The 21,790-nt window shown below is 70.7% G+C and carries 18 protein-coding genes and 1 pseudogene; 2 read left to right on the forward strand and 17 right to left on the reverse strand.

What is annotated here, in order from left to right; translation table 11 throughout:
* Positions 1 to 87: 87 nt before the first annotated feature.
* Together ACH4U7_RS47625 and ACH4U7_RS47630 are read right to left on the reverse strand one after the other, a co-directional pair.
* Positions 88 to 2,709, reverse strand: a complete 2,622-nt coding sequence (locus tag ACH4U7_RS47625) for an ABC transporter permease/substrate binding protein (protein ID WP_398533993.1) — start codon at positions 2,707 to 2,709, stop codon at positions 88 to 90.
* Positions 2,702 to 3,901: a glycine betaine/L-proline ABC transporter ATP-binding protein gene (locus ACH4U7_RS47630; protein ID WP_398533994.1), complete on the reverse strand. Its 1,200-nt coding sequence runs from the start codon at positions 3,899 to 3,901 to the stop codon at positions 2,702 to 2,704. Before ACH4U7_RS47630 ends, ACH4U7_RS47625 begins: the two co-directional genes overlap by 8 nt.
* Positions 3,902 to 4,118: 217 nt before the next feature.
* On the opposite strand from ACH4U7_RS47630, the gene ACH4U7_RS47635 reads away from it, so the two are divergent.
* Positions 4,119 to 5,045, forward strand: coding sequence for a 5'-3' exonuclease H3TH domain-containing protein (locus tag ACH4U7_RS47635; RefSeq protein WP_398533995.1), 927 nt, complete (start codon positions 4,119 to 4,121; stop codon positions 5,043 to 5,045).
* Between the two features lie 48 nt (positions 5,046 to 5,093).
* A complete protein-coding gene (locus tag ACH4U7_RS47640) occupies positions 5,094 to 6,005 on the forward strand; it encodes a siderophore-interacting protein (RefSeq protein WP_398533996.1) in 912 nt (303 codons plus the stop codon).
* A gap of 384 nt (positions 6,006 to 6,389) precedes the next feature.
* Here the strand turns inward: ACH4U7_RS47640 and ACH4U7_RS47645 are convergent, their stop codons facing one another.
* The 15 genes and pseudogenes from ACH4U7_RS47645 to ACH4U7_RS47715 form a co-directional block, all read right to left on the reverse strand.
* On the reverse strand, positions 6,390 to 7,166 hold the full coding sequence (locus ACH4U7_RS47645) for an ABC transporter permease (protein WP_398533997.1): 777 nt from the start codon (positions 7,164 to 7,166) through the stop codon (positions 6,390 to 6,392).
* Positions 7,163 to 8,218 carry an ATP-binding cassette domain-containing protein gene (locus tag ACH4U7_RS47650; protein ID WP_398533998.1) on the reverse strand — a complete coding sequence of 352 codons (1,056 nt, stop codon included), beginning with the start codon at positions 8,216 to 8,218 and terminating at the stop codon, positions 7,163 to 7,165. Before ACH4U7_RS47650 ends, ACH4U7_RS47645 begins: the two co-directional genes overlap by 4 nt.
* Before the next feature lie 222 nt (positions 8,219 to 8,440).
* Entirely contained in the window at positions 8,441 to 9,097 is a 657-nt protein-coding gene (locus ACH4U7_RS47655; RefSeq protein ID WP_398533999.1) for a PadR family transcriptional regulator, read from the reverse strand.
* Between the two features lie 221 nt (positions 9,098 to 9,318).
* Positions 9,319 to 12,147 carry a DEAD/DEAH box helicase gene (locus ACH4U7_RS47660; RefSeq protein ID WP_398534000.1) on the reverse strand — a complete coding sequence of 943 codons (2,829 nt, stop codon included), beginning with the start codon at positions 12,145 to 12,147 and terminating at the stop codon, positions 9,319 to 9,321.
* 151 nt (positions 12,148 to 12,298) lie between these two features.
* Positions 12,299 to 13,228 carry a diacylglycerol kinase gene (locus ACH4U7_RS47665; RefSeq protein WP_398534001.1) on the reverse strand — a complete coding sequence of 310 codons (930 nt, stop codon included), beginning with the start codon at positions 13,226 to 13,228 and terminating at the stop codon, positions 12,299 to 12,301.
* A gap of 50 nt (positions 13,229 to 13,278) precedes the next feature.
* Positions 13,279 to 14,187: a twin-arginine translocase subunit TatC gene (gene tatC / locus ACH4U7_RS47670; RefSeq protein WP_398534002.1), complete on the reverse strand. Its 909-nt coding sequence runs from the start codon at positions 14,185 to 14,187 to the stop codon at positions 13,279 to 13,281.
* A 122-nt stretch (positions 14,188 to 14,309) separates the two neighbouring features.
* A complete protein-coding gene (tatA, locus tag ACH4U7_RS47675) occupies positions 14,310 to 14,612 on the reverse strand; it encodes a Sec-independent protein translocase subunit TatA (RefSeq protein WP_398534003.1) in 303 nt (100 codons plus the stop codon).
* A 306-nt stretch (positions 14,613 to 14,918) separates the two neighbouring features.
* Positions 14,919 to 15,110, reverse strand: a pseudogene (locus tag ACH4U7_RS47680) (hypothetical protein); the annotation flags it as partial.
* A gap of 10 nt (positions 15,111 to 15,120) precedes the next feature.
* Positions 15,121 to 15,387 (reverse strand): hypothetical protein, encoded by a 267-nt coding sequence (locus ACH4U7_RS47685; protein ID WP_398534004.1) that lies wholly within the window; start codon positions 15,385 to 15,387, stop codon positions 15,121 to 15,123.
* Entirely contained in the window at positions 15,377 to 16,336 is a 960-nt protein-coding gene (locus tag ACH4U7_RS47690) for a helix-turn-helix transcriptional regulator (RefSeq protein ID WP_398534005.1), read from the reverse strand. The genes ACH4U7_RS47685 and ACH4U7_RS47690 overlap by 11 nt, the downstream gene beginning before the upstream one ends.
* A 13-nt stretch (positions 16,337 to 16,349) precedes the next feature.
* A complete protein-coding gene (locus ACH4U7_RS47695; protein ID WP_398534006.1) occupies positions 16,350 to 17,348 on the reverse strand; it encodes a helix-turn-helix transcriptional regulator in 999 nt (332 codons plus the stop codon).
* A 185-nt stretch (positions 17,349 to 17,533) separates the two neighbouring features.
* A complete protein-coding gene (locus ACH4U7_RS47700) occupies positions 17,534 to 17,908 on the reverse strand; it encodes an FKBP-type peptidyl-prolyl cis-trans isomerase (protein WP_014181055.1) in 375 nt (124 codons plus the stop codon).
* A 55-nt stretch (positions 17,909 to 17,963) separates the two neighbouring features.
* On the reverse strand, positions 17,964 to 18,965 hold the full coding sequence (locus tag ACH4U7_RS47705; protein ID WP_398534007.1) for an FKBP-type peptidyl-prolyl cis-trans isomerase: 1,002 nt from the start codon (positions 18,963 to 18,965) through the stop codon (positions 17,964 to 17,966).
* A gap of 120 nt (positions 18,966 to 19,085) precedes the next feature.
* Positions 19,086 to 20,447, reverse strand: coding sequence for a Pup--protein ligase (gene pafA, locus ACH4U7_RS47710; protein WP_385626605.1), 1,362 nt, complete (start codon positions 20,445 to 20,447; stop codon positions 19,086 to 19,088).
* 9 nt (positions 20,448 to 20,456) lie between these two features.
* A complete protein-coding gene (locus ACH4U7_RS47715; protein ID WP_398534008.1) occupies positions 20,457 to 21,740 on the reverse strand; it encodes an MFS transporter in 1,284 nt (427 codons plus the stop codon).
* Between the last annotated feature and the right edge of the window lie 50 nt (positions 21,741 to 21,790).

Consider the following 21,790-nt stretch of genomic DNA (forward strand, 5'->3'; position numbering starts at 1 on the left):
CCGCCGCCGCGGGCCGGAGCACTTGCTCCGGGCCGCGGCGGCGGTCACTGGTGATTCCGGTTGGTTCCGGTTGGTTCCGGTAGGCCGTCAGCTCACCGGGGCCATCTTGTCGACGATGCCGGGGTGGGCGTCGATCCACTTCTGGACGCCCTTCTCGACATTGCCCTTGCCGGCATCCTGGACAGCCTGCTCCAGGCCGGCCAGTTCCTGCTCGGTCATGTGCCAGTTCTTCAGCCACCCGTAGAACTCGGAGTACTTCTTCGGGAAGGACTTGTGGCCCAGCGAGCGGATCTCATTGTTGGCCCCGAACGCCTTCTTCGGGTCGGCCAGCTTGGTGAGCTGGTACTTGCTGTACGCCCAGTGCGGGGTCCACAGCACGACGGCGACGGGCTCCTTCTTGGCGTACGAGCGCTCGAGCTGGGCGAGCATGGCCGGGGAGGCGTTGTTGGTGACCTCGTACTCCTTGTCCAGGTCGTACTCCTTGAGGACCTTGCTCTTGAGCAGCTGCATTTCGCCGGTGCCCGGCTCAATGCCGATGATCTTGCCCTTGAACTTGTCGGCCTTGCCCTTGAGGTCCGCCAGGGACTTCACATCCTTGACGTACGAAGGCACCGCGATCTCGAGCGAGGTCTTGTCGTACCACGGCCCGATATCGACGAGGTTCTTCTTGTAGCGGTCCCAGTACTGCTTCTGGGCGACCGGTAGCCAGCCGTCGAATTCGACGTCGATCTGCCCGGCGCTCATCCCGGTGAACATGGAGCCCACGTCGTACTGCTTGATCGACGGCTTGTAGCCGCGCTTCTCCAGGACGTTCTTCCACAGGTAGGTGGTGGCGATGTCCTCGTCCCAGGGGAAGTAGCCGATCCGGGGCGCGGCCCCGGCCTGCTTGCCCTGGGTGGTGGTGCCGGCGCCGCCCGCCGGGGCGAGCTTGTCGACCACACCGGGGTTCTTCTTCAGCCAGGCGCGCACGCCCTCCTGCTGCTTGCCCTTGCCCGCGTCCTGGATGGCCGCTTCGAGGCTGGTGAGCTGCTTCTCGGAGAGCTTGAAGTTCTTCATCCACTTGGCGATCTGCGGCTGCTTCTGGGAGAAGCCCTTGCGCCCGATGGTGTGGATGCCGTCGCCCTTGCCGAAGGCGCCCTTGGGGTCGGCGAGCTTGGTGAGCTTGTACTTGCTGTACGCCCAGTGCGGGGACCACAGGGTGACGGCGACCGGCTCCTTCTTGGCGTAGGAGCGCTCCAGCTGGGAGAGCATACCCGCGGTGGAGCCCTTGACCAGCGTGTACTCGCCGTTCAGGTCGTAGTCCGGGAGGACCTTGTCCTTCATGATCTTCATCTCGCCGGCGCCCGGCTCAATGCCGATGATCTTGCCCTTGAAGGTGCCGGCCTTGCCCTTGAGGTCGTCCAGGGACTTCACGTCCTTGACGTACGAGGGCACCGCGACCTCGAGCGAGGTCTTGTCGTACCAGGTGCCCAGGTCCTCCAGCTGGTCCTTGTACTGCTTCCAGTACGAGGCGTGGGTGGCGGGCAGCCAGGCGTCGGTCTGCATGTCGATATCGCCCGCGGCCATACCGGTGAACAGCGCGCCGACGTCGTACGTCTGGAGCTTCGGCTTGAAGCCGCGCTGCTCCAGGATCTCCTTCCACAGGTAGGTGGAGGCGACGCCCTCGTCCCAGTTGATGTAGCCGAGCTTGACCGTGCTGCCCTTGCCGACGTCGGCGGTGACCTTCTGGCCGTCGTCGTCATCGCCGAAGACATTGAGGCCGCCCGCGACGAGCGCGAGAACGATGACGCCGACCATCGCGACCGAGGTCGCGGGGCGCCACTGGAGCACCTTCAGGCCGCCCACGGCGCTCGCGGCCTGCTTGGCCAGGGCCCGTCGGCCGAGCGGCGAGACGCGCTGGTTGAGGGCACCGGTCATCCGGTCGAGGTACATGGCGAGGATGACCACCGCGATGCCGCCCTCGAAGCCGAGGGCCACGTCGACCGAGCTGATCGCCTCGAAGACGGAGGAGCCGAGGCCGCCGCCGCCGACCATGCCCGCGATGACGACCATGGACAGCGCGAGCATGATGGCCTGGTTGACGCCCGCCATGATCGTGGGCAGGGCGAGCGGCAGCTGGACCCTCAGCAGGGTCCGGCCCGGGGTGGTGCCGAAGGCGTCGGCCGCCTCGACCAGTTCCGCGTCGACCTGGCGGATGCCCAGCTCGGTCATCCGTACGCCCGGCGGCATGGCGAAGACGATGGTCGCGATCACGCCCGGAACCACGCCCACACCGAAGAAGAAGATGCCGGGGATCAGGTAGACGAAGGCAGGCATCGTCTGCATGAAGTCCAGCACCGGTCGGAGCACGGCGCTCACGGCGCGGTTGCGCGACGCCCAGATGCCCAGCGGTACGGCCAGCACGATCGTGATCGCACCGGCGACCAGCACCAGCGACAGCGTCTCCATCGCCTCGTCCCACTGCTCGATCGAGTCGATGAGCGCGAAGCCGGCGAAGGCGAGGACGGCGGGCACCAGGCCGCGCAGCCACCAGGCGAGCACCGCGAGGATGCCCGCGAGGAGCAGGGCGTCGGGGGCGGCGAGCACATCGTGCACGCCGTCGTACATCCCCTGGACGACCTTGGAGATGAAGTCGAAGAGCCACTCGAAGTGGTCGCGGAGGAAGTTGATGCCGGACCGGATCCAACTTCCGAGCTCGATCCTAGGCACCGGCGATCACCTTCCCCTCGGGAGCCTCGGGTGTCTCGGGTGACTCGGGAGTCTGTGAGGTCTTGGAGGCCTTGATGGCCTCGGGGCCCCCGGCGGTCGCGTCCGGTCCGTCGTCCGCCCCCGGCTCAGGGTCGCCGAGCACGGCGAGCAGCCGGGCTCGGGGGACGACGCCGATGAGCGAGCGCTCGTCCTCGTCGACCACCGCGACCGCGACGCCGCTGCGCGAGCAGGGCGTGAACAGCTCGACGATCGGGGTGTCGGCGGTGACGGTCGCGGGGGCGGCCGCCAGGATGTCGCTCTCGGTGCGCAGCACCGTGCCGTCCGGGGTCGTGGTGCCCAGCGCCTCCTCGGGATCGGCCATGATCGCGCCGGCGGTGAGCACCCGGGTGCGGTCGACGTCCTGGGTGAAGGAGGCGACATAGTCGTTGGCCGGGGTGACCAGGATGTCCTCGGCGGTGCCGATCTGGACGATCCGGCCGTCGCGCATGACGGCGATGCGGTCGCCGAGGCGCATGGCCTCGTTGAGGTCGTGGGTGATGAAGATGATGGTCTTCTTCAGCCGCTTCTGCAGCTCCAGCAGCTGGTCCTGCATATCGCGGCGGATCAGCGGGTCGAGCGCGCTGAAGGACTCGTCCATCAGCAGCAGGTCGGCGTCGGTGGCCAGCGCGCGGGCCAGGCCGACGCGCTGCTGCATACCGCCGGAGAGCTCGTCGGGCCAGGACTTCTCCCAGCCCGCCAGGCCGACGAGGCCAAGCGCCTCGGTGGCGCGGCGCTCGCGCTCGGCGCGCGTCACGCCCTGCACCTCGAGGCCGTACGCGGCGTTCTCCAGGACGCTGCGGTGCGGGAAGAGCGCGAAGTGCTGGAAGACCATGCTGATCTTGTGGGAGCGCACCTCGCGCAGCTCGCGCGCGGCCAGGGCCGTCAGGTCCTGGCCGTCGAAGAGGACGCGCCCGGCGGTCGGCTCCAGCAGTCCGTTGAGCATGCGCAGCAGCGTGGACTTACCGGATCCGGACAGACCCATGACGACGAATATCTGGCCCGCCTCAACGGCGAAGGACGCGTCGATGACCGCCGCCGTCGTGCCATCCGTGCGCAGCTCGTCACGGTCCGTACCGCCCTCGAGCTTCGCCACCGCCTCATCGGGTCGTCTGCCGAACACCTTGTAGAGGTGTTCGGCTTGCAGCCTGGACACATATACCTCTCGGGTCGCACCAAAAAACGACCCGCCACCCCCGCCGGCAGGTCGTGGAGCGGGCGGTGTCCGACCGCGTGCCCGATGCAATAGTTGTTTTGCCTAACGGGTCCGCTCCGGCTGCGCGCCTGCCCTGAACCGTTTGGCGTAAACCAATCGGTGACCCACATCACATTCCAGGGGCGTTTGTGTCAGTGGCGTGCGGCATCATCGAGGCGTGACCCGACGCCTGATGCTCCTCGACACCTCGTCCCTCTACTTCCGCGCCTATTTCGGGGTGCCGGACTCCGTCCGCGCCCCCGACGGCACACCTGTGAACGCCGTGCGCGGGCTGCTCGACTTCATCGCCCGGCTGGTCCAGGACCACCACCCCGACGACCTGGTGGCCTGCATGGACTTCGACTGGCGCCCCAAGTGGCGGGTCGATCTGATCCCCTCGTACAAGGCGCACCGGGTGGCCGAGGAGGCTCCCGCGTCAGACGGTGTGGACCAGGAGGAGGTGCCCGACACCCTCTCCCCGCAGGTCCCGGTGATCGACGAGGTGCTGGACGCGGTCGGGATCGCCCGGGTGGGCGCGGATGGCTACGAGGCGGATGACATCATCGGCACGCTCGCGGGCCGGGCGTCCGGCCCGGTCGACATCGTCACCGGCGACCGCGACCTGTTCCAGCTCGTCGACGACCGGCGCGCGGCGCGGGTGCTCTACCCGGTCAAGGGCGTGGGCACGCTGCAGGTGTTCGACGAGGACGCGCTGCGCGAGAAGTACGGCGTGGGTGGCGCGGGGTACGCGGATCTGGCGCTGCTGCGCGGCGACACCAGCGACGGGCTGCCGGGCGTGCCCGGGATCGGCGAGAAGACCGCGGCCAAGCTCCTCGCCTCGTACGGCGACCTGGCCGGGATCATGGCCGCGGCGGCCGACCCCGCCTCCAAGCTGACCCCGGCGCAGCGCAGGCGGCTGGAGGAGGCGCGGGAGTACGTGGCGGTCGCGCCGAAGGTGGTGCGGGTGGCCTCGGACGTCCCGCTGCCCGTCTTCGACCCGGCGCTGCCGCGGCAGCCGCGGGACGCGGGGGCGGTGGAGGCGCTGGCGGAGCGGTGGGGTCTCGGCGGATCACTGCGCCGACTGCTCTCCACTCTTGAGGGGTGAGGTGTTAAGTTAGGTGACCCTAACTCGTTGTGGATCAGGGAGGTGGCCGTGGCAGACCGTCCGGCCCGCAAGACGCCGCAGGTCAACCGGGCGCGGGTAGCGCGCACCGAGCGGCTGACGCCCCATCTGACGCGGGTGGTGCTCAGCGGCGGGAGCCTGGCCGGCTTCTCCGCCGGCGAGTGCACCGACCATTACGTCAAGCTGCTCTTCCCGGCCGAGGGTGTCGTCTACCCCGAGCCGTTCGACCTTGCTCAGGTCCGCGCCGAGTTCCCGCGCGACCAGTGGCCGCGCACCCGCACCTACACCGTGCGCGCCTGGGACCGCGCGGCCCAGGAGCTGACCCTGGACTTCGTGATCCACGGAGACGAGGGCCTGGCCGGGCCGTGGGCCGCGCGTGCCGAGCCCGGCGAGGAGATCCTATTCCTCGGCCCCGGCGGGGCGTACGCCCCGAGCCCGGAGGCCGGCTGGCATCTGCTCGTGGGCGACGAGAGCGCCCTGCCCGCGATCGCCGTCGCGCTGGAGCGGCTTACGGAGCAGCCGACGGGCACGCCGGTGCACGCCCTGGTCGAGGTGGCCGGTCCGGAGGAAGAGCTCAAGCTGAGCGTGCCGGACGGGGCGGAGATCACTTGGCTGCACCGCGGTGGCGGGCCGGTCGGCGAGGCGCTGGTGGCGGCCGTACGCGCACTGGACTTCCCGTCCGGCCAGGTGCATGCGTTCGTCCACGGCGAGGCGGGCTTTGTGAAGCAGATCCGCCGCTATCTGCGGCTCGAGCGAGACGTTCCGCGCGAGTGGCTGTCGATTTCCGGCTACTGGCGGCGCGGCCACGACGAGGACGGCTGGCAGGCGTCCAAGCGGGAGTGGAACCAGCAGGTGGAGGCAGAGCAAGAAGGGACCGCGGGGGCTACGGACGGCGCGGGAGCGGCTGAAGCCGCGGGCGGCGCAGGGGCTGCGGCTGCCTGACGCGTGGGGTCGGGCCTGGTCTGCGGGGCCGCCCCGATACAGGGGTGGCGGCCTGGCCCGACGCGCGGTCGTGGCCTGGTGGGCCAGGCCGCTCTGCGGGGCCTGACTGCGGGGCCTGCCCCGTACGCGGGGCCGTGCCCGTATCCGCGGGGCCGTGCCCGTATCCGCGGGGCCGTGCCCGTATCCGCGGCGCCGTGCCCGTATCCGCGGCGCCGTGCCCGTATCCGCGGCGCCGTGCCCGTATCCGCGGCGCCCCGCCCGATGGGCGGGCTCCGCCCGTATCCGGGAGAGACGCACACGGGGCGGCCCCGGCGGTGTGCAGACACCGCCGGGGCCGCCCGTCGCGCCGTGGTCCGCGCCGTGGTCCACTCGCGCGGAGTGCGGTCAGACCGAGCGCTGGTACGACCGGAAGGTGCGGGTCGACAGCCAGACCGCGGCCAGCGCGAGCGCCAGTAGAGCTCCGCCGCGGGTTGCCACATCGGCCCAGTCCGGGTCCTCCGCCATGGCCGAGCGGCCGGCCACCAGAGCCCAGTTGACCGGGTTGAAGTCGGCGATGTGCCGCATCCAGCCCGGCATCAGGGAGGGGGCCATGAATGCCTCGGAGAGGAAGGTCAGCGGCAGTAGCAGGAAGGTGTTGATGCCGATGATCGACTCACGCTCGCGGACCAGCATGCCCAGGGCGTTGGAGAGCGCGCCGAAGACCGTGCCGAGCAGCGTGGACGCCACGATCAGCAGCGCCAGCCCCGTGATGCCGCCCGGGTAGTCCGCGCCGCCGAGCTTGCCGAGCGCCACGATGATGACGGACTGCACGGCAGTGGTGATGCCTTGAGAGACCACATTGCCGTTCATCAGGGCGCCGCGGGAGACGGGCGTGGTCAGAAAGCGGTTGAGGGTGCCGCGCTCGATTTCCTCCAAGGTCCCCATGCCCGCCCACATGTTGGAGGACAGGGCGCTCATCACCACGATGCCCGGGACCAGATAGTCCAGGTACGAGCCGGTACCGAAGCCGCCGAGGTCGGTGATCTTGCGGAAGAGGGAGCCGAAGAGGAACAGCCAGATGACCGGCTGGATCAGATTGATCAGCAGGAAGACGGGCTGGCGCCAGTAGGCCATCAGCTGGCGCTGTGTCATGTACCAGGTCTGGGTGAGGGTCGCGCTCATCGGACACCTCCCGCGGCAGCGGCCGGCACGGGCGCCTCGGCCGCGGCCTCCGCCTCGGTGAAGCTGCGGCCCGCATAGCGCAGATAGACGTCGTCGAGGGAGGGGCGGGCGACGGTCGCGGTGGCCACGGCGGCGCCCGCCCGCTCCAGGGCGGTGAGCAGCGTGGGCACGGCGGCGGCGCCGTCGTCGGCGCGGGCGCTGACGCGCCGGCCGTCCACGGCCACCTCGTGTACGCCCGGCAGCGCGGTGAGCGCGTCGCGCAGCGGCGGCGCCGCTCCGTCCGCGACAGCCTCGCTCAGCTCCAGGTGGACGGCGTCGCCGCGCAGTTCGCCCTTGAGCTCGTCGGGGGTGCCCTCGACCACGACCCGGCCGCGGTCGACGATGGCGATGCGCTCGGCGAGGCGGTCGGCCTCTTCGAGGTAGTGCGTGGTGAGCACGATCGTCAGGCCGTCCTCCCCCGCGAGCCGGGCGATCTCCTCCCACATGGCCGCGCGGGCCTCGGGGTCGAGCCCGGTCGTGGGCTCGTCGAGGAAGAGCACTTCGGGGCGGTGTACGAGCCCGAGCGCGACGTCGAGCCTGCGGCACATCCCGCCGGAGTAGCCCTTGACCGGGCGGTTTCCGGCGTCGGCGAGGTCGAAGCGCGCCAGCAGCTCATCGGCGCGGCGGGCGCAGGCGGCGCCCCGCAGCCCGTACAGCCGGCCCTGCAGCAGCAGGTTCTCCCGCCCGGTGGCCACCGGGTCGGCGCCGGACTTCTGGGCCACGACGCCGATGGCGGCGCGCACCCGCCCGGGGTGGCGGAGCACATCGTGTCCGGCGACGGCCGCCGTGCCCGCGTCGGGGCGGGCGAGGGTGGTGAGGATCTTGACGGTGGTGGACTTCCCGGCCCCGTTGGGGCCGAGCAGGCCGAAGACGATGCCGGACTCGACGGCCAGTTCCATGCCGTCAAGGGCCTTCACCCCGCCGGGGTAGGTCTTGACCAGTTGATTGGTTTCCACTGCGAGCGCGCGTGTGCGCGTGTGGTGCGGGGTGCGTCCCCCGGTTGTTGGCGCCATGGTGGCGTGTCTCCACTCTGATCTGTCGCATCTGATCTGTCGTACGACATCGACCTGTCGCGTGCTGTCGCGTGCGAAATCCGCCGCACCGATCCGCGGGTGGAGAGCCGGGCTATCCTGGGTGTGCCGCACCTCGATCGCCTGGCCTGCCATCACCGCAGGTCCGGTCCGGGGTCAGGGCCCTGGTGCGCGCTGTTGGCGCAGCGCGCACCAGGGCCTACTTCACTCCTGTGGCTTGGTTCTCTCCTCTATCTCGACCCATTCCGCCGGCATCTCGCCGGTCCGGCTCAGCGCCCGCCATGCGGCCGCGCCGGAGAGGTTGCCCGCCGCAAGCTCCTCGCGCAGCGAACGGACCCACTCCATCTCGGCGCGGATCATGTGCAGTTCGTACTCCGTCTCCAGCAGGAACACCCTGGGCAGGTCCTTTTTCAGGGCGCCGATCGTGCCGTCAAGGGCCTCGGCCTGGGCCTCCAGCGTCTCGGCCCGCCGCCGCAGCAGCTCGTCGGCCTCGTCGATGGGCAGCACCAGGATCAGCGAGAGCGCGGCCGAGAAGGCGGGGTACTCCCGGGCGGGGACGGACACCAGCTCCGCCAGCCAGTCGTGCAGCTCCCGTCGGCCGTCCTCGGTCAGTCCGTACACCGTGCGCTCGGGGCGGAGCCCCTGCCGCTGGGTGCCGGCGACCTCGACGAAGCCGTGCTTCTCCAGGTTCTGGACGACGGTGTAGAGCGAGCCGTAATTGATCTTGATGCTGTGTTCCTTGCCCCGTCGCCGGAGCACCTGCGCGATCTCGTACGGGTGCATCGGCCGCTCACTCAGGAGCGCCATCACCGCGAGTGCCAAGGGGTTGCTCAGCTTGCGCCGCTTCGCCGTCACCGTCATCACCTCGCCCCCGTATATCCGTCGCCGAACATATCGCGACTCGACGGAGGCGTCAACCGCGATGTATCGCGACTGCGCCGACTCTACGGCCACGTGTGGATCTCAAGAAGCAGGAAGCAGGAAGCGGGAAGCAGGAAGCGGGAAGCGGCATACGACAGGCCGTGTCCGGCCGGGGACTCGCCCCGGCCGGACACGGCCCGAAAAGAACGCCGTTCGGCGGATCAGCCCACGGAGGAGTACGCCACCACACCGCGCAGCAGCGCGTCCACCGCCCGGCGGGCGGCGCGCGCCACCGTGCCGCCTTCCGGGGCGGCCACGGCGATCTGGCCCAGCACATCGATCACCTGCTTGCACCAGCGCACGAAGTCGCCCGCGGGCATGTCGACTTCGCGCAACAGCTCGTCCAGGCCGTGTCCGGAGGCCCAGCGGTACGCGGCCCAGGCGAAGCCCAGGTCGGGCTCGCGCTGGCCGACCCCCTCCGCCTGCTTGATCTTGTGGTCGTCCTCCAGGGCGTCCAGCCGGCCCCAGATGCGGACCATCTCGCCCAGCGCCCCCTTGGCCCGGCCCGCGGGCAGCTTGGGCGGCATCGCGTCGTCCGCTGCCCGCGCCTCGTAGACCAGCGCGGAGGCGCAGGCCGCGAGCTCGGCGGGGGCCAGCCCCTCCCATACGCCCTCGCGCAGGCACTCGCTGGCGAGCAGATCGAGCTCGCCGTAGAGCCGGGCGAGCCGCTTGCCGTCGTCGGTGACCTCCTCGCCGCTCAGATAGCCGAGCTCGGACAGCAGGGCGCAGATCCGGTCGAAGGTGCGCGCGATGGTGTTCGTACGCCCCTCGATGCGCCGCTCCAACTGGCGGGTGTCGCGCAGCAGCCGGTGGTAGCGCTCGGCCCAGCGGGCGTGGTCCTCGCGCTCGTCGCATCCGTGGCAGGGGTGAGCCCGGAGGGTGGCGCGCAGCCGGGCGATCTCGGTGTCGTCGGCCGCGGCCGAGCGCTCCTTGCGATGGCGGCGCATCTCGTGGTGGCCCGCCTTGGTGCGCAGCGCGGACGCCAGGTCCCTACGAGACTGCGGGCTGCGCGGGTTGAAGGACCGGGGGATCCGCATCCGCTCCAACGGCTCGACCGGCACCGGGAAGTCGATCGCGGCCAGCCGCTTGACCTGCCGCTCGACGGTGAGCACGAGCGGACGCGGCCCGTCGTGGTACTCCAGGCCGCGGTGGCCCCCCGTACGCCCGGCCGGCAGCCCGGGGTCGAGCACCAGCGCCAGCCCCGCGTACTTGCCGGTCGGGACGTGGATGACATCGCCGGGGCGCAGCTTCTCCAGCGCGTCGGCGGCGGCCGCGCGCCGCTGCGCCACGCCCTGCTTGGCCAGTTCGGTCTCGCGGTCCTTCAGATCGCGGCGCAGCCGCGCATACTCGTCGAAGTCGCCCAGGTGGCAGGTCATGGAGGCGCGATAGCCGCGCAGGCCCTCCTCGTTGCGCTGCACCTGCCGGGAGATGCCGACGACCGCCTTGTCGGCCTGGAACTGCGCGAAGGAGGTCTCCAGCAGCTCGCGGGAGCGGTGCCGCCCGAACTGTGAGACCAGATTGACCGCCATGTTGTACGAGGGCTTGAAGGACGAGCGCAGCGGATACGTACGGGTGCCGGCCAGGCCCGCGAGGGCGGCCGGGTCCATCGCGCGCTGCCACAGCACCACGGCGTGGCCCTCGACGTCGATACCGCGCCGGCCGGCCCGGCCGGTCAGCTGGGTGTACTCGCCGGGGGTGATGTCGGCGTGCTGCTCACCGTTCCACTTGACGAGCTTCTCCAACACCACGGAACGGGCGGGCATGTTGATGCCGAGCGCCAGGGTCTCGGTGGCGAACACCGCCTTGACCAGCCCGCGGACGAACAGCTCCTCCACGACCTCCTTGAACGTCGGCAGCATCCCCGCGTGATGGGCGGCGATGCCCCGCTCCAGGCCCTCCAGCCATTCGAAGTAGCCCAGCACATGCAGGTCTTCGTCCGGTATGCCCGACGTGCGCTCCTCGACGATGGAGCGCACCCGGGCGCGCGCCGCCTCGTCGTTGAGCCGCAACCCGGCGTACAGGCACTGCTGTACGGCCGCCTCGCAGCCGGCCCGGCTGAAGATGAAGGTGATCGCGGGCAGCAGCCCCTCGGCATCGAGCCGCTCGATGACTTCGGGCCTGCCGGGGGTCCAGATCCGGCTGCGCTGACGGCGCTCGCGCTCCCGGTCGGCCTCGCGCATATTGTTCCGCCCGCGGCGCTTGTCGCGGCCGAAGCTGGGGCGGGTGTTCTCCATCCGGGCCAGCCGGACCAGGTCGGGGTTGACCTCCCGGCGGCCGACCTGGCCGTCCCCCTGCCCGCTCTTCTCCTCGAAGAGGTCGTACATCCGGCGCCCGGCCAGCACGTGCTGCCACAGCGGGACGGGGCGGTGCTCGGAGACGATCACTTCGGTGTCGCCGCGGACCGTGTCGAGCCAGTCGCCGAACTCCTCCGCGTTGGACACGGTGGCGGACAGCGACACCAGCGTGACCGACTCGGGGAGGTGGATGATGACCTCTTCCCAGACGGCGCCGCGGAACCGGTCGGAGAGGTAATGGACTTCGTCCATCACCACATAGCCGAGTCCCAGCAGCGACTGGGAGCCCGCATACAGCATGTTCCGCAGCACCTCGGTGGTCATGACGACCACCGGGGCCTCGGAGTTGATGCTGTTGTCGCCGGTGAGCAGGCCGACGCGGTCGGCGCCGTAGCGCTTGACGAGGTCGGTGTACTTCTGGTTCGACAGCGCCTTGATGGGCGTGGTGTAGAAACACTTGCGGCCCTGGGTGAGCGCCAGGTGGACGGCGAACTCGCCCACGATGGTCTTGCCCGAGCCGGTGGGGGCGGCGACCAGCACGCCCTTCCCAGCCTCCAGGGCCTTGCACGCCTCGATCTGGAACGGGTCAAGATCGAAGTCGTACATCTCGCGGAAGGGGGCCAGCGCGGTGGCCTCCTCGGCCGCCCGCAGACGGGCCGCGGTGTAGCGCTCGGCGGGAGTTAGCTCGTCGGTCATCGTACGTACGAGACTACCGGCCGCCTCTGACAACGCACGCGATCTTTCTCACCGATCGGGACGGGCCGCAGGGGCGCTGCGCCCAGGGGCAACAGGGACACGGCGCTCAGGGACGGCAGGGGCACGGCGACGGCCCAGGGCCGGCCCGGGTTCAGGCGCCCGTGCCCGGCCCGGGCGTCCCCAGCAGCCGTACGGCGCCGGGGACCGCCGTGGCGGTGAGCGGCAGCGGCCCCAGGCGCTCGCCGTCCGCGTACGCGGTCAGGCCCTCGGCGGCCAGGGACACCGAGGCGGCCCGGTGGGTGGTGACCACCCGGTGGCCGAGGTGGGTGCCGCGGTAGACGCGGGGGAAGACCGTCAGCAGTGTGGTGCGGCTGCACGGGCCGACGACCGTGATGTCGAAGAGCCCGTCGTCGAGGACCGCCCGCGCGCAGATCCGCATGCCGCCGCCGTACGAGGTGCCGTTGCCGACGGCGATCAAGGTGGCCTCGACCTCGCGCTGCGGCCCGCCGTCGAGGCTCATCCGGTAGCGGACGGGCTTCAGGGCCGCCAGTTCGGCGAGCATGGCCAGGTCGTAGCGGAGCCGACCGCGCGGCCGGCGCATCCGGTTGCCGCGCTCGTTGACCCGGGAGTCGAATCCGGAGGCGAGGACGGTGCCGAACCAGACGTCGCCCACCCGCCCCAGGTTGTCCACCCGCCCCAGGTCGACCTCGCGGCCGCCGTCGCCCTTGAGCGACGCGGCGATGAGCCGGGCTGCCGCGCCCGGGTCCTGTATCGGCAGCCCGGTGGCCCGGGCGAAGTCGTTGCCGCCGCCGACGGCGATCACTCCCAGCGGGGTGCCCGTCCCGGCGACCGCCTGGAGGGCGAGCGAGACCATGCCGTCGCCCCCGACGGCCACCAGCGCGCCGGTGCCTCCCGCCACCGCATCACGGGCCCGCCGCAGGGCCTCCGCGGCGTCGGCGCCCACTACCGTCCGCACGGTGAATCCGCAGCCCCGCAGGGTCTGGACGGCGGGCCGGGCGGCGAGGGCGCCTCGCCCGCGGCCCGCCGTCGGGTTGACGAGAAGGGTGATGTCGCAGGTCACCCGCGGACCCTACCGGTGCCGGTACCGACACCGGCACCGGTCCGGTCGGCTCAGGTGATGTCGTCGTAGCCGTTGCGCCGGGTCGGGCCCGGGTCATCCGGATCGTCGGGGCGGGGCGTCGGGGACACCTGCTCGATGTCACCGACGGGCGCGGGGGTCAGATCGAGGTCGGAGGCCTCGTCGTCGCTCAGCCCGGCGTCCGGGTTGCCGCGGCGGCGCCGGCGGTCGTTGAACAGGCAGATGCCCGTGGCACCGAAGTACAGCACCACGATGGGCGCCGCGAGCAGCGACATGGTCAGCGGGTCGCCGGTGGGTGTGGCGATGGCGGCGAAGACGGTGATGCCGACGACCATGCCCCGCCACCAGCCGAGCATCCGGCGGCCGGTGATCACCCCGCCGAAGTTCAGCAGCACCAGCAGCAGCGGGAGTTCGAAGGCGAGGCCGAAGACGATCACCATGCGCGTGACGATGTCGAAGAACTCGTCCGCGGGGAACAGGTTGGTCCATTCCTCGGGGGTGAGGCCGACCAGGGCCCCGGCCGTGGTGGGCAGCACGGCGTAGGCGAGCCAGGCGCCTGCCAGGAACAGCGGCACGCCCGCGGCCACGAAGCCGAGCGCGTACTTCTTCTCGTGGTTGTGCAGACCGGGCGCGAGGAAGGCCCACAGCTGGTAGAGCCAGACCGGGCTGGAGATGACGACGCCGGTCATCAGGCTCACCTTCAGCATGATCGTGAAGGGGGCGAGAAGGCCGTTGGCGGTGATCTGCGCGCAGGGCTTGGGGTCGGCGCCGCCGCCGACGGCCTCGCCCTTCTTGCAGCCGACGCTGTCCATCACCGGGCCGGTCAGGAACTCCGCGATCTGCTTGTAGTAGATCAGCGCGACGACCGTGACCACGATGATCGCGACGACCGCCTTCAGCAGTCGGTTGCGCAGCTCACGCAGATGCTCCGCGAGAGGCATCCGCCCCTCAGGGTCCTTCTGCTGTTTGCGGGCAGACTTGAGCAACCCACGTCCTCGTCTCGTGCGAAGGCCGTCGCGGGCTCAGCGAGCCGCGGCGGCACTCTCGGCTTGCGTCGGCTCCGTCAGCCCTGGGCGGTGCGGTTCGGCTCGGTGACCGGGCGGGAGCTGGTCACATCGCCGGGGGCCGCCTGGATGGTCCGCGGCGCGGCCTGCGGGGTGGGGTCGGCGGGCGCCGACGCGGTCGTCGGAGCTTCGGCGGTCTTCGCCGCCTCGTCGTCCTTCTTCATGGCCTTGGCCTCGCTCTTGAGGATGCGGGCCGACTTGCCGAGGGACCGAGCCATGTCCGGGAGCTTCTTGGCGCCGAAGAGCAGCAGGATGACAACGAGGATCAGAACGATCTCGGTGGGCCTCAGATTGCCGAGCATGTGCGACTACCTTCTCGCCGGGGCGGCGTAACTTTCATGCCTGCCGTATGGGATCGGACTGGCGTGCTAGTGCTGGCAGCGATCGTAACCCGCAGGAGTAAACCCTGGGCAATGCCCATGCATACTCCCCGTTGCGTCCGCGGTGCCGCCGTCACAACTGCGCCAAGCAGCCTACCCCGCTGACCCGTGCGTCAGTCCCTGGCCTCGGTCAGCCGCCGACTCTGACGAAAGTACGCCGTCCGCCGAAAGCACGCCGTCGGAGGACAGTCCGTCGTCCGACGCGAGTACGTCGTCCCGGCCGCGGCGCAGCGCGTCCACATGACCGCCCAGCGGGGCCGTGGCCCGCTCCAGGTCCTCGGCGGCCCGGGTGATCCGCCGCGAGCTCTCCCCCACCTGCCGGGCCAGCCGGCGCACTTCGACGAAGACCCGTACGGCGGGCACGGCGAGCACCGCGATTCCGGTGACGGCGAGAGCGAGGGCGAGCATCGGCCAGAGCATGCGCCAGAGCCTAGACCTTGGAGTGCAGCCGCAACGTGCTCACCCCACCGCCGGTGAGCAGCTCCACGATCCGCTCCCCCGCCGGTCTGCGCACCGCCGATCCGCAGTCCGGGCAGGTGAAGGAGTAGAACGTGGTGCGGTCACTCCCCCCGATCGCCAGCCGCAGGGCGGTGGCCGCCAGCTCGAACCGGCCACGGCAGTCCGGGCAGGCTGCCTTGAAGATCACCGAGGTGGGATTCCCCCCAGCGGTCACTGTGCGTGTCCCTTCACTCACCATAGGCCGCGAGCGCCTGCTGCGCCGCGTCCCGCGCGCTGTCCGCCAGCCCCCGCGGGGAGACGATCCTGCCGTCCCTGCCCAGCCGCAGCGCCAGGCGGCGAAGCGAGCCGGGGTCGGGGGTGCGCAGCGTGATCCTGAGGCCGCCGTCGGGCAGCTCCTCCGCGCTGTCGTGCGGGTAGTACTCGGCGACCCAGCGCCCGCCGGGGCCGACCTCGACGACCACCTCCGGGTCCTCGGCGCCGGTCTGCACCAGCCCGGCGGACAGGTCCGACAGATCACGCAGCTCGATCGGCGGCGGGTCGGCGGGCGCGTCGAGCAGCTTGATCTCCGCGACCCGGTCGAGACGGAAGGTGCGCCGCGCCTCGGAGAGCCGGCACCACGCCTCCATGTATGTACGGCCGACGGCGAACAGCCGGATCGGGTCGACCTCGCGCTCGGTGAGCTCGTCCCGCGCGGGCGAGTAGTAGCGCAGCCACAGGCGGCGGCGCTCGGCGATGGCCCGGTCGACGTCGGCGAAGACGCCGCCCTCGGACTCGAAGGTGACCGACAGCCGGGAGCTGGCCCCGGCCGCCTCGCCGGCGGCCGCCTCCAGCTTGGCCGTGGCGCGCAGCAGGGCGTCCCGGTCGCCCTCGCGCAGCCCGGGGAGGGTGGCCACGGCGCGGGCGGCGACCAGCAGCGCGGTGGCCTCGTCGGCGGCGAGCCGCAGCGGCTCGGCGACATCGTCGGGGTTGTGCCACCAGATGCGCTCGCCGTCGGTGTCGATGTCCAGCAGGTCGCCGCCGCGGAAGCTGGTGCCGCACAGCGGCAGTACGTCCAGGTCCGAGATCAGCTCGTCCTCGGTGATGCCGAAGGCGCGGGCGACATCGGCGATATGGGCACCGGGGCGCTCGCGCAGATACGTCACCAGGGACAGCATCCGGCGGGTCTGGTCAATGGCGTTTCCGGCCATGTGGAATCCCCCCTCAGCCCTTGGCCACGGCGCGCAGCCGGTCGATGACATCGGCCCGCAGTTCGTCGGGCGCCAGGACGACCACGTCCGGGCCGAACTCCACCAGCCAGGCGTCGAGCCCGTGTCCGTACGGGACCTCCAGCTCGTCCCAGCCGTCGCCCAGCGGGTGGGTGTGCAGCGCCCTGGCCCGCAGCGGGTAGCCGTGGCCGGAGCGCAGTTTGATCCGGGCGGTGCGGGTGGCGGTCTCCCCCGACCACCGCTCCACGGTCTCGCGCACGGTGACGTGGTCGGGCACCTCGGCGGCGTAGGCGCCGGCCCGCAGGCGCACCTTGCCGGTGATCCGGGAGAGCCGGAAGACCCTCTCCGCCGTGCGCTCGCGGTCCCATCCGGCCAGATACCAGTGGCCGCGCCAGCACTCCAGCGCCCACGGCTCGACATGGCGCTGCTCGGGCCGGGCGGCGTTCGACTTGCGGTAGTCGAACATGACGGGGCGGCGGTCGCGGCAGGCGAGCATCAGGGGCTCGAAGGCGGCCTCGTGGACCGGGATCCGCGGTTCCAGGGCGCCGGCCGGCTGGGGGTCGTACGGGTCCTCGGCCAGCGGCATCCCGGCGGCGCGCAGCTTCTGCAGCGCACCGCTGGCGGCGCCCGCGAGCCGGGCCTGCTGCCAGACCTTCGCGGCCAGGCCGAGGGCCGCGGCCTCCTCGGCGTCCAGGGTGATCGCAGGGAGGCGGTTGCTGTCGCGGCGGGCGAGATAGCCGATTTCGCCGTCGACGCTCTCCACGGTCTCGATGATCAGGCCGAGTTCACGCAGATCGTCCTTGTCCCGCTCGAACATGCGATTGAACGCCTCGTCGCCGCCCGAGCCGGAGGCCGAGTTGGCGGCCGAAGCAGCCGCGGCAGCTTCGATGTATGCCTCTATGGATTCGCGCAACTCGCGCTTCGTCAACGGGCGCCGGGTTCCCAACAGGCACAGCGCCAGATTCATCAGCCGCTCGGCCTTGGCAATCGCCATCGACGCCCCTTCTTCGTGACCTTCCGACCGTGACCGTACCGCTACCGGGACGCGGGACAAAAGCCGAGGGCCCCTGCCGGGCGGCAGGGGCCCCACGAGGGCGCTCGGGCCACGGGCGTGGCGCTCAACCCGCGGGCCTTGACCGCGCCTGCCTCAGGCGGGCACGGGCCTTGGGCGCGCTGGCCTCAGGCGGCGACCAGGTCGCATACGAAGATCAGCGTCTCGCCCGGCTTGATCCGGCCGCCACCGGCGCCCCGGTCGCCGTAGGCCAGGTGCGGCGGGATGATCAGCTGGCGGCGGCCGCCGACCTTCATGCCCTGCACCCCCTGGTCCCAGCCGGAGATGACCTGGCCGGCACCGAGCTGGAACTGCAGCGGGGTGCCGCGGTTCCAGCTCGCGTCGAACTCCTCGCCGGTGCTGAAGGCGACGCCGACGTAGTGGACGGAGACGGTGGCTCCGGCCTTGGCGACGGGGCCGTCGCCCTCCCAGATGTCCTTGATCTCCAGGTCCTTCGGCGGCTCGCCGCCCGGGAAGTCGACCTCGGGCTTGTCGATGCTCACGAACTTGCTCCTCTTACGTGGTGGGCAACCTGCCCAGTCTTACAGAACCGCCGTCTTACAGAACGGCCAGGATGTCGACGGAGAAGACCAGTGTGGAGTTGGCCGGGATGCCCTGCTGGGCCTGCTTTCCGTAGCCGAGGTCCGGCGGAATGACGATCAGCACCCGGCTGCCGACCTTCTTGCCGGTCAGCCCCTGCGCCCAGCCCTTGACGACCTGCTGCAGCGAGAACTGTGCCAGCTGGCCCTTCTTATAGGTCGCGTCGAACTGCTTGCCGCCGTCCCACAGCACGCCCTTGTACTGGACGAGCAGCGAGTCGGTGGCCTTGACCTTCGGCCCGTCGCCCTCGATGACATAGGCGGAGACGAGCTTCTTGGGCGCGGCCTTCTTGGGGACGTCGATGGACGGCGCCTTGCCATCGGTCCCGGTGCCGACCTTGGGCAGATCGGGGTTGCTCTGCGCCACCGTGTCGCCCTTGGCCGAGCTCTTGCCGTTGAAGGCGTTCTTGATATCGACGACGAACACCATCGTGTCCGTCCCCTTGATCCCCGCCTGCGGCTGGCCCTGCTTGCCGTAACCGAGAGCCGGCGGGATCGCCAGCTCCACCCGGCTGCCGACCTGCTTGCCCACCAGCCCCTTGTCCCAGCCCGGGATGACCTGGCCGACGCCGATCGGGAAGACGGCGGGCTGCCCCCGGTCGTAGGAGTTGTCGAAGACCTTGGCGGTGTTCCAGATCTGGCCGAGATAGTGCACCTGGAGATAGTCGCCCGAGGCCACCTCGGCCCCGTCACCCTTGATGACCGTCTTGACGGCCAGGTCCGGGGACGGCGTACCCGTGCCCTTGGCGACCTTCGGCTTCTCACCGAACTTCGTACCGCCGGTGATGGCCGGCACCGGCCCGCTCACGATCTTGCCGGTGGGCTCGGCGGCCTTCGGGCTGCTGGTCTCCGGCGACGGCGAGGCCTTGGACGACTTTTCGGATCCTGATTTCTCGCTGCCGCAGCCCGCGACGGTGAGCAAGCCGGCGGGCACGGCAAGAAGTACGGAACGTCGGCGCACGAAAGTCCTCGTTGGGTAGATCCTGCGGGGGCAATGCGCGCCACTCTACGACGTGCCGGAGGCCCCGTACGCGAAACGTACGGGGCCCCGCGCCGGACATGGGCCGTCCGGGCGCCGTCGTCACATTCCGGCGATCAGCTTCTCCACACGGTCGTCCACCGAGCGGAACGGGTCCTTGCACAGCACCGTACGCTGCGCCTGATCATTGAGTTTGAGGTGCACCCAGTCGACGGTGAAGTCGCGGCGCTGCTCCTGGGCGCGGCGGATGAAATCGCCGCGCAGCCGGGCACGGGTGGTCTGCGGCGGCACCGACTTGCCCTCGAAAATCTTCAAGTCGTTGCACACCCGGGCCGCCTGACCCCGCTTCTCCAGGAGGTAGTACAACCCTCGACGGCGGTGGATGTCGTGATACGCGAGGTCTATCTGGGCGACCCGCGGATGGGACATGGTGATGTTGTTCTTCGCCCGGTACCGCTCGATCAGCCGGTATTTCATCACCCAGTCGATCTCGGTGTCGATCCGGTCCAGCTCTTCGGTGCGGATCGCGTCCAGAGTGCGGCCCCACAGTTCGAGGACGCGCTCGACGGTGCCGGTACGGATTCCGCGGCGCTCGCAGAAGTCGACCGCCTTTTCGTAGTACTCCTGCTGGACCTCGAGGGCGGATGCCTCGCGCCCACTGGCCAGCCGTACCTTGCGCTGTCCGGTGATGTCATGGCTGACCTCACGGATGGCCCGAATGGGGTTCTCCAGGGTCAGATCGCGCATCACCGTGCCCGCCTCGATCATGCGCAGCACCAGATCGGTGGCGCCGACCTTGAGCAGCATGGTCGTCTCGGACATGTTGGAGTCGCCCACGATGACATGCAGCCTGCGATAGCGCTCGGCGTCGGCGTGCGGCTCGTCGCGGGTGTTGATGATCGGCCGGGAGCGGGTGGTCGCGGAGCTGACGCCCTCCCAGATGTGCTCGGCGCGCTGACTGACGCAGTAGACCGCGCCGCGCGGCGTCTGCAGCACCTTGCCGGCGCCGCACAGCAGCTGCCGGGTCACCAGGAAGGGGATGAGAATGTCGGCGAGGCGGGAGAACTCACCGTGTCGGGCCACCAGATAGTTCTCGTGACAGCCGTATGAGTTCCCCGCCGAGTCGGTGTTGTTCTTGAAGAGATAGACGTCGCCCGCGATTCCCTCCTCGTGCAGGCGGCGCTCGGCGTCCACGAGCAGACCTTCGAGAATGCGCTCGCCTGCCTTGTCGTGGGTGACCAGCTCGGTCACGTTGTCACACTCGGGAGTTGCGTATTCCGGGTGCGAGCCCACGTCGAGATAGAGGCGGGCGCCGTTGCGCAGGAAGACATTGCTGCTGCGGCCCCAGGAGACGACACGGCGGAAGAGGTAGCGCGCCACTTCGTCAGGAGACAACCGGCGCTGTCCCCTGAATGTGCACGTGACGCCGTACTCGTTCTCCAGCCCGAAAATGCGGCGGTCCATGCCTGAACATTACGCCTGATGGCCTGCTCTGAAACCGGGTTCGACGGCACGGTTGCGATCATTTTCCGCCTGAGGTTCACCCGGTGTCCCCCCTGGTGTGCCGGTTGGCGTACCGATTGGTGTACCGGTGAGGAAGCGCGCGGTGGCCAGCAACACGGCCAGCGCCACCGCCCCGGCGGCCCCCGGAACGGCGAAGCCCGCCGCCACCCCGCCGTGCTCCATCACCGGCCCCGCGGCGGCCGTTCCCGCGGCGTTTCCGACCACGAAGGTGGTCACCAGCCAGGAGAACGCCTCGGTGACCGTGCCGCCCGGGGCGTGCCGGTCGACGACCACGAAGACACAGGCGAGCGCAGGAGCCAGAAAGATGCCGGAGAGCCCGGCGAGGGCCGTCATCGCGGCCACCCCGGGCACCAGGACCAGCGGCAGATAGCCGAGCGCCAGCGCGGCCACCAGGACCCGCAGCCGCCGCTCCGGCGGGCCGGCCCAGGGCCGCGCCCCGTACGCGAGACCGCCCACCAGCGCGCCGACGCCCAGCGCGGAGAGCAGATAGCTGGAGACCATGCCGCCGCCGTGCTCGTCCGCGTAGCCGACGGCCGCCACGCCGATCGAGCCGAGGGCGATGCCGACGAAGAAGAACGTGCCCAGCAGCACCAGCAGCCCCCGCGAACGCAGCGCGCCCAGCCAGTGCGCCTCGCGCGGCGCCGAGCGCCACTGGCGGGAGGGCGGCGAGACCACGACCGACAGCGCGCCCGCGACCCCGATCACATTGATCACCAGCAGCGCCGCCGCCTCCGACCACAGCGCCACCAGGGCGGTCACCAGCAGCGGCCCGACGGAGAAAATCACCTCCTGCGCGACGGCGTCCAGCGCGTACGCCGCATGCACCCGCTCCTCCCGCCCGAGCACCCCCGGCCACAGCGCCCGCAGCCCGCCCTCCAATGGCGGGGTGAACAGGCCGGCAGCCAGCATCGCGGCGTACGCGACGGGCAACGGATCGAGCCCGACCACGGCGAACACGGCCATGGCGACCGCGGACGCCACCGCCGCGGGCAGCATCACCCGCGGCTGCCCGTAATGGTCCACGGCCCGGCCGAGCAGCGGCTGACCGACCGCGTTGCCCACGCCGTAGACCGCGGACAGCACACCGGCCAGGGCGTAGCTGCCGCCCTCGGCGCGCGTGAAGAGCACGACGGCGAGGGCGGCGGTGGCGTTCGGCAGCCGGCCGACGAGCGTGCCGATGAGGAGGCGGGCCGCGTGTTTGCTGCGCAGCAGGTCCCTGTAGCCGGCGGCCATCGCCTGCCCTTTCTGTTCGGGGTTTCTGGTTCGTGTGCTCCCTCGGGCGA

This window comes from Streptomyces sp. NPDC020845 (genome assembly GCF_044334165.1).
Taxonomy (GTDB): domain Bacteria; phylum Actinomycetota; class Actinomycetes; order Streptomycetales; family Streptomycetaceae; genus Streptomyces.

Excerpts from the sequence above, each read along its gene's own strand:
- ACH4U7_RS47645 (WP_398533997.1), bottom strand. The coding sequence starts at position 7,166 with ATGAGCGCGACCCTCACCCAGACCTGGTACATGACACAGCGCCAGCTG.
- ACH4U7_RS47650 (WP_398533998.1), bottom strand. The coding sequence starts at position 8,218 with ATGGCGCCAACAACCGGGGGACGCACCCCGCACCACACGCGCACACGC.
- ACH4U7_RS47655 (WP_398533999.1), bottom strand. The coding sequence starts at position 9,097 with ATGACGGTGACGGCGAAGCGGCGCAAGCTGAGCAACCCCTTGGCACTC.
- ACH4U7_RS47660 (WP_398534000.1), bottom strand. The coding sequence starts at position 12,147 with ATGACCGACGAGCTAACTCCCGCCGAGCGCTACACCGCGGCCCGTCTG.
- tatC (WP_398534002.1), bottom strand. The coding sequence starts at position 14,187 with ATGCCTCTCGCGGAGCATCTGCGTGAGCTGCGCAACCGACTGCTGAAG.
- tatA (WP_398534003.1), bottom strand. The coding sequence starts at position 14,612 with ATGCTCGGCAATCTGAGGCCCACCGAGATCGTTCTGATCCTCGTTGTC.
- ACH4U7_RS47685 (WP_398534004.1), bottom strand. The coding sequence starts at position 15,387 with ATGGTGAGTGAAGGGACACGCACAGTGACCGCTGGGGGGAATCCCACC.
- ACH4U7_RS47690 (WP_398534005.1), bottom strand. The coding sequence starts at position 16,336 with ATGGCCGGAAACGCCATTGACCAGACCCGCCGGATGCTGTCCCTGGTG.
- ACH4U7_RS47695 (WP_398534006.1), bottom strand. The coding sequence starts at position 17,348 with ATGGCGATTGCCAAGGCCGAGCGGCTGATGAATCTGGCGCTGTGCCTG.
- pafA (WP_385626605.1), bottom strand. The coding sequence starts at position 20,447 with ATGGACCGCCGCATTTTCGGGCTGGAGAACGAGTACGGCGTCACGTGC.
- ACH4U7_RS47715 (WP_398534008.1), bottom strand. The coding sequence starts at position 21,740 with ATGGCCGCCGGCTACAGGGACCTGCTGCGCAGCAAACACGCGGCCCGC.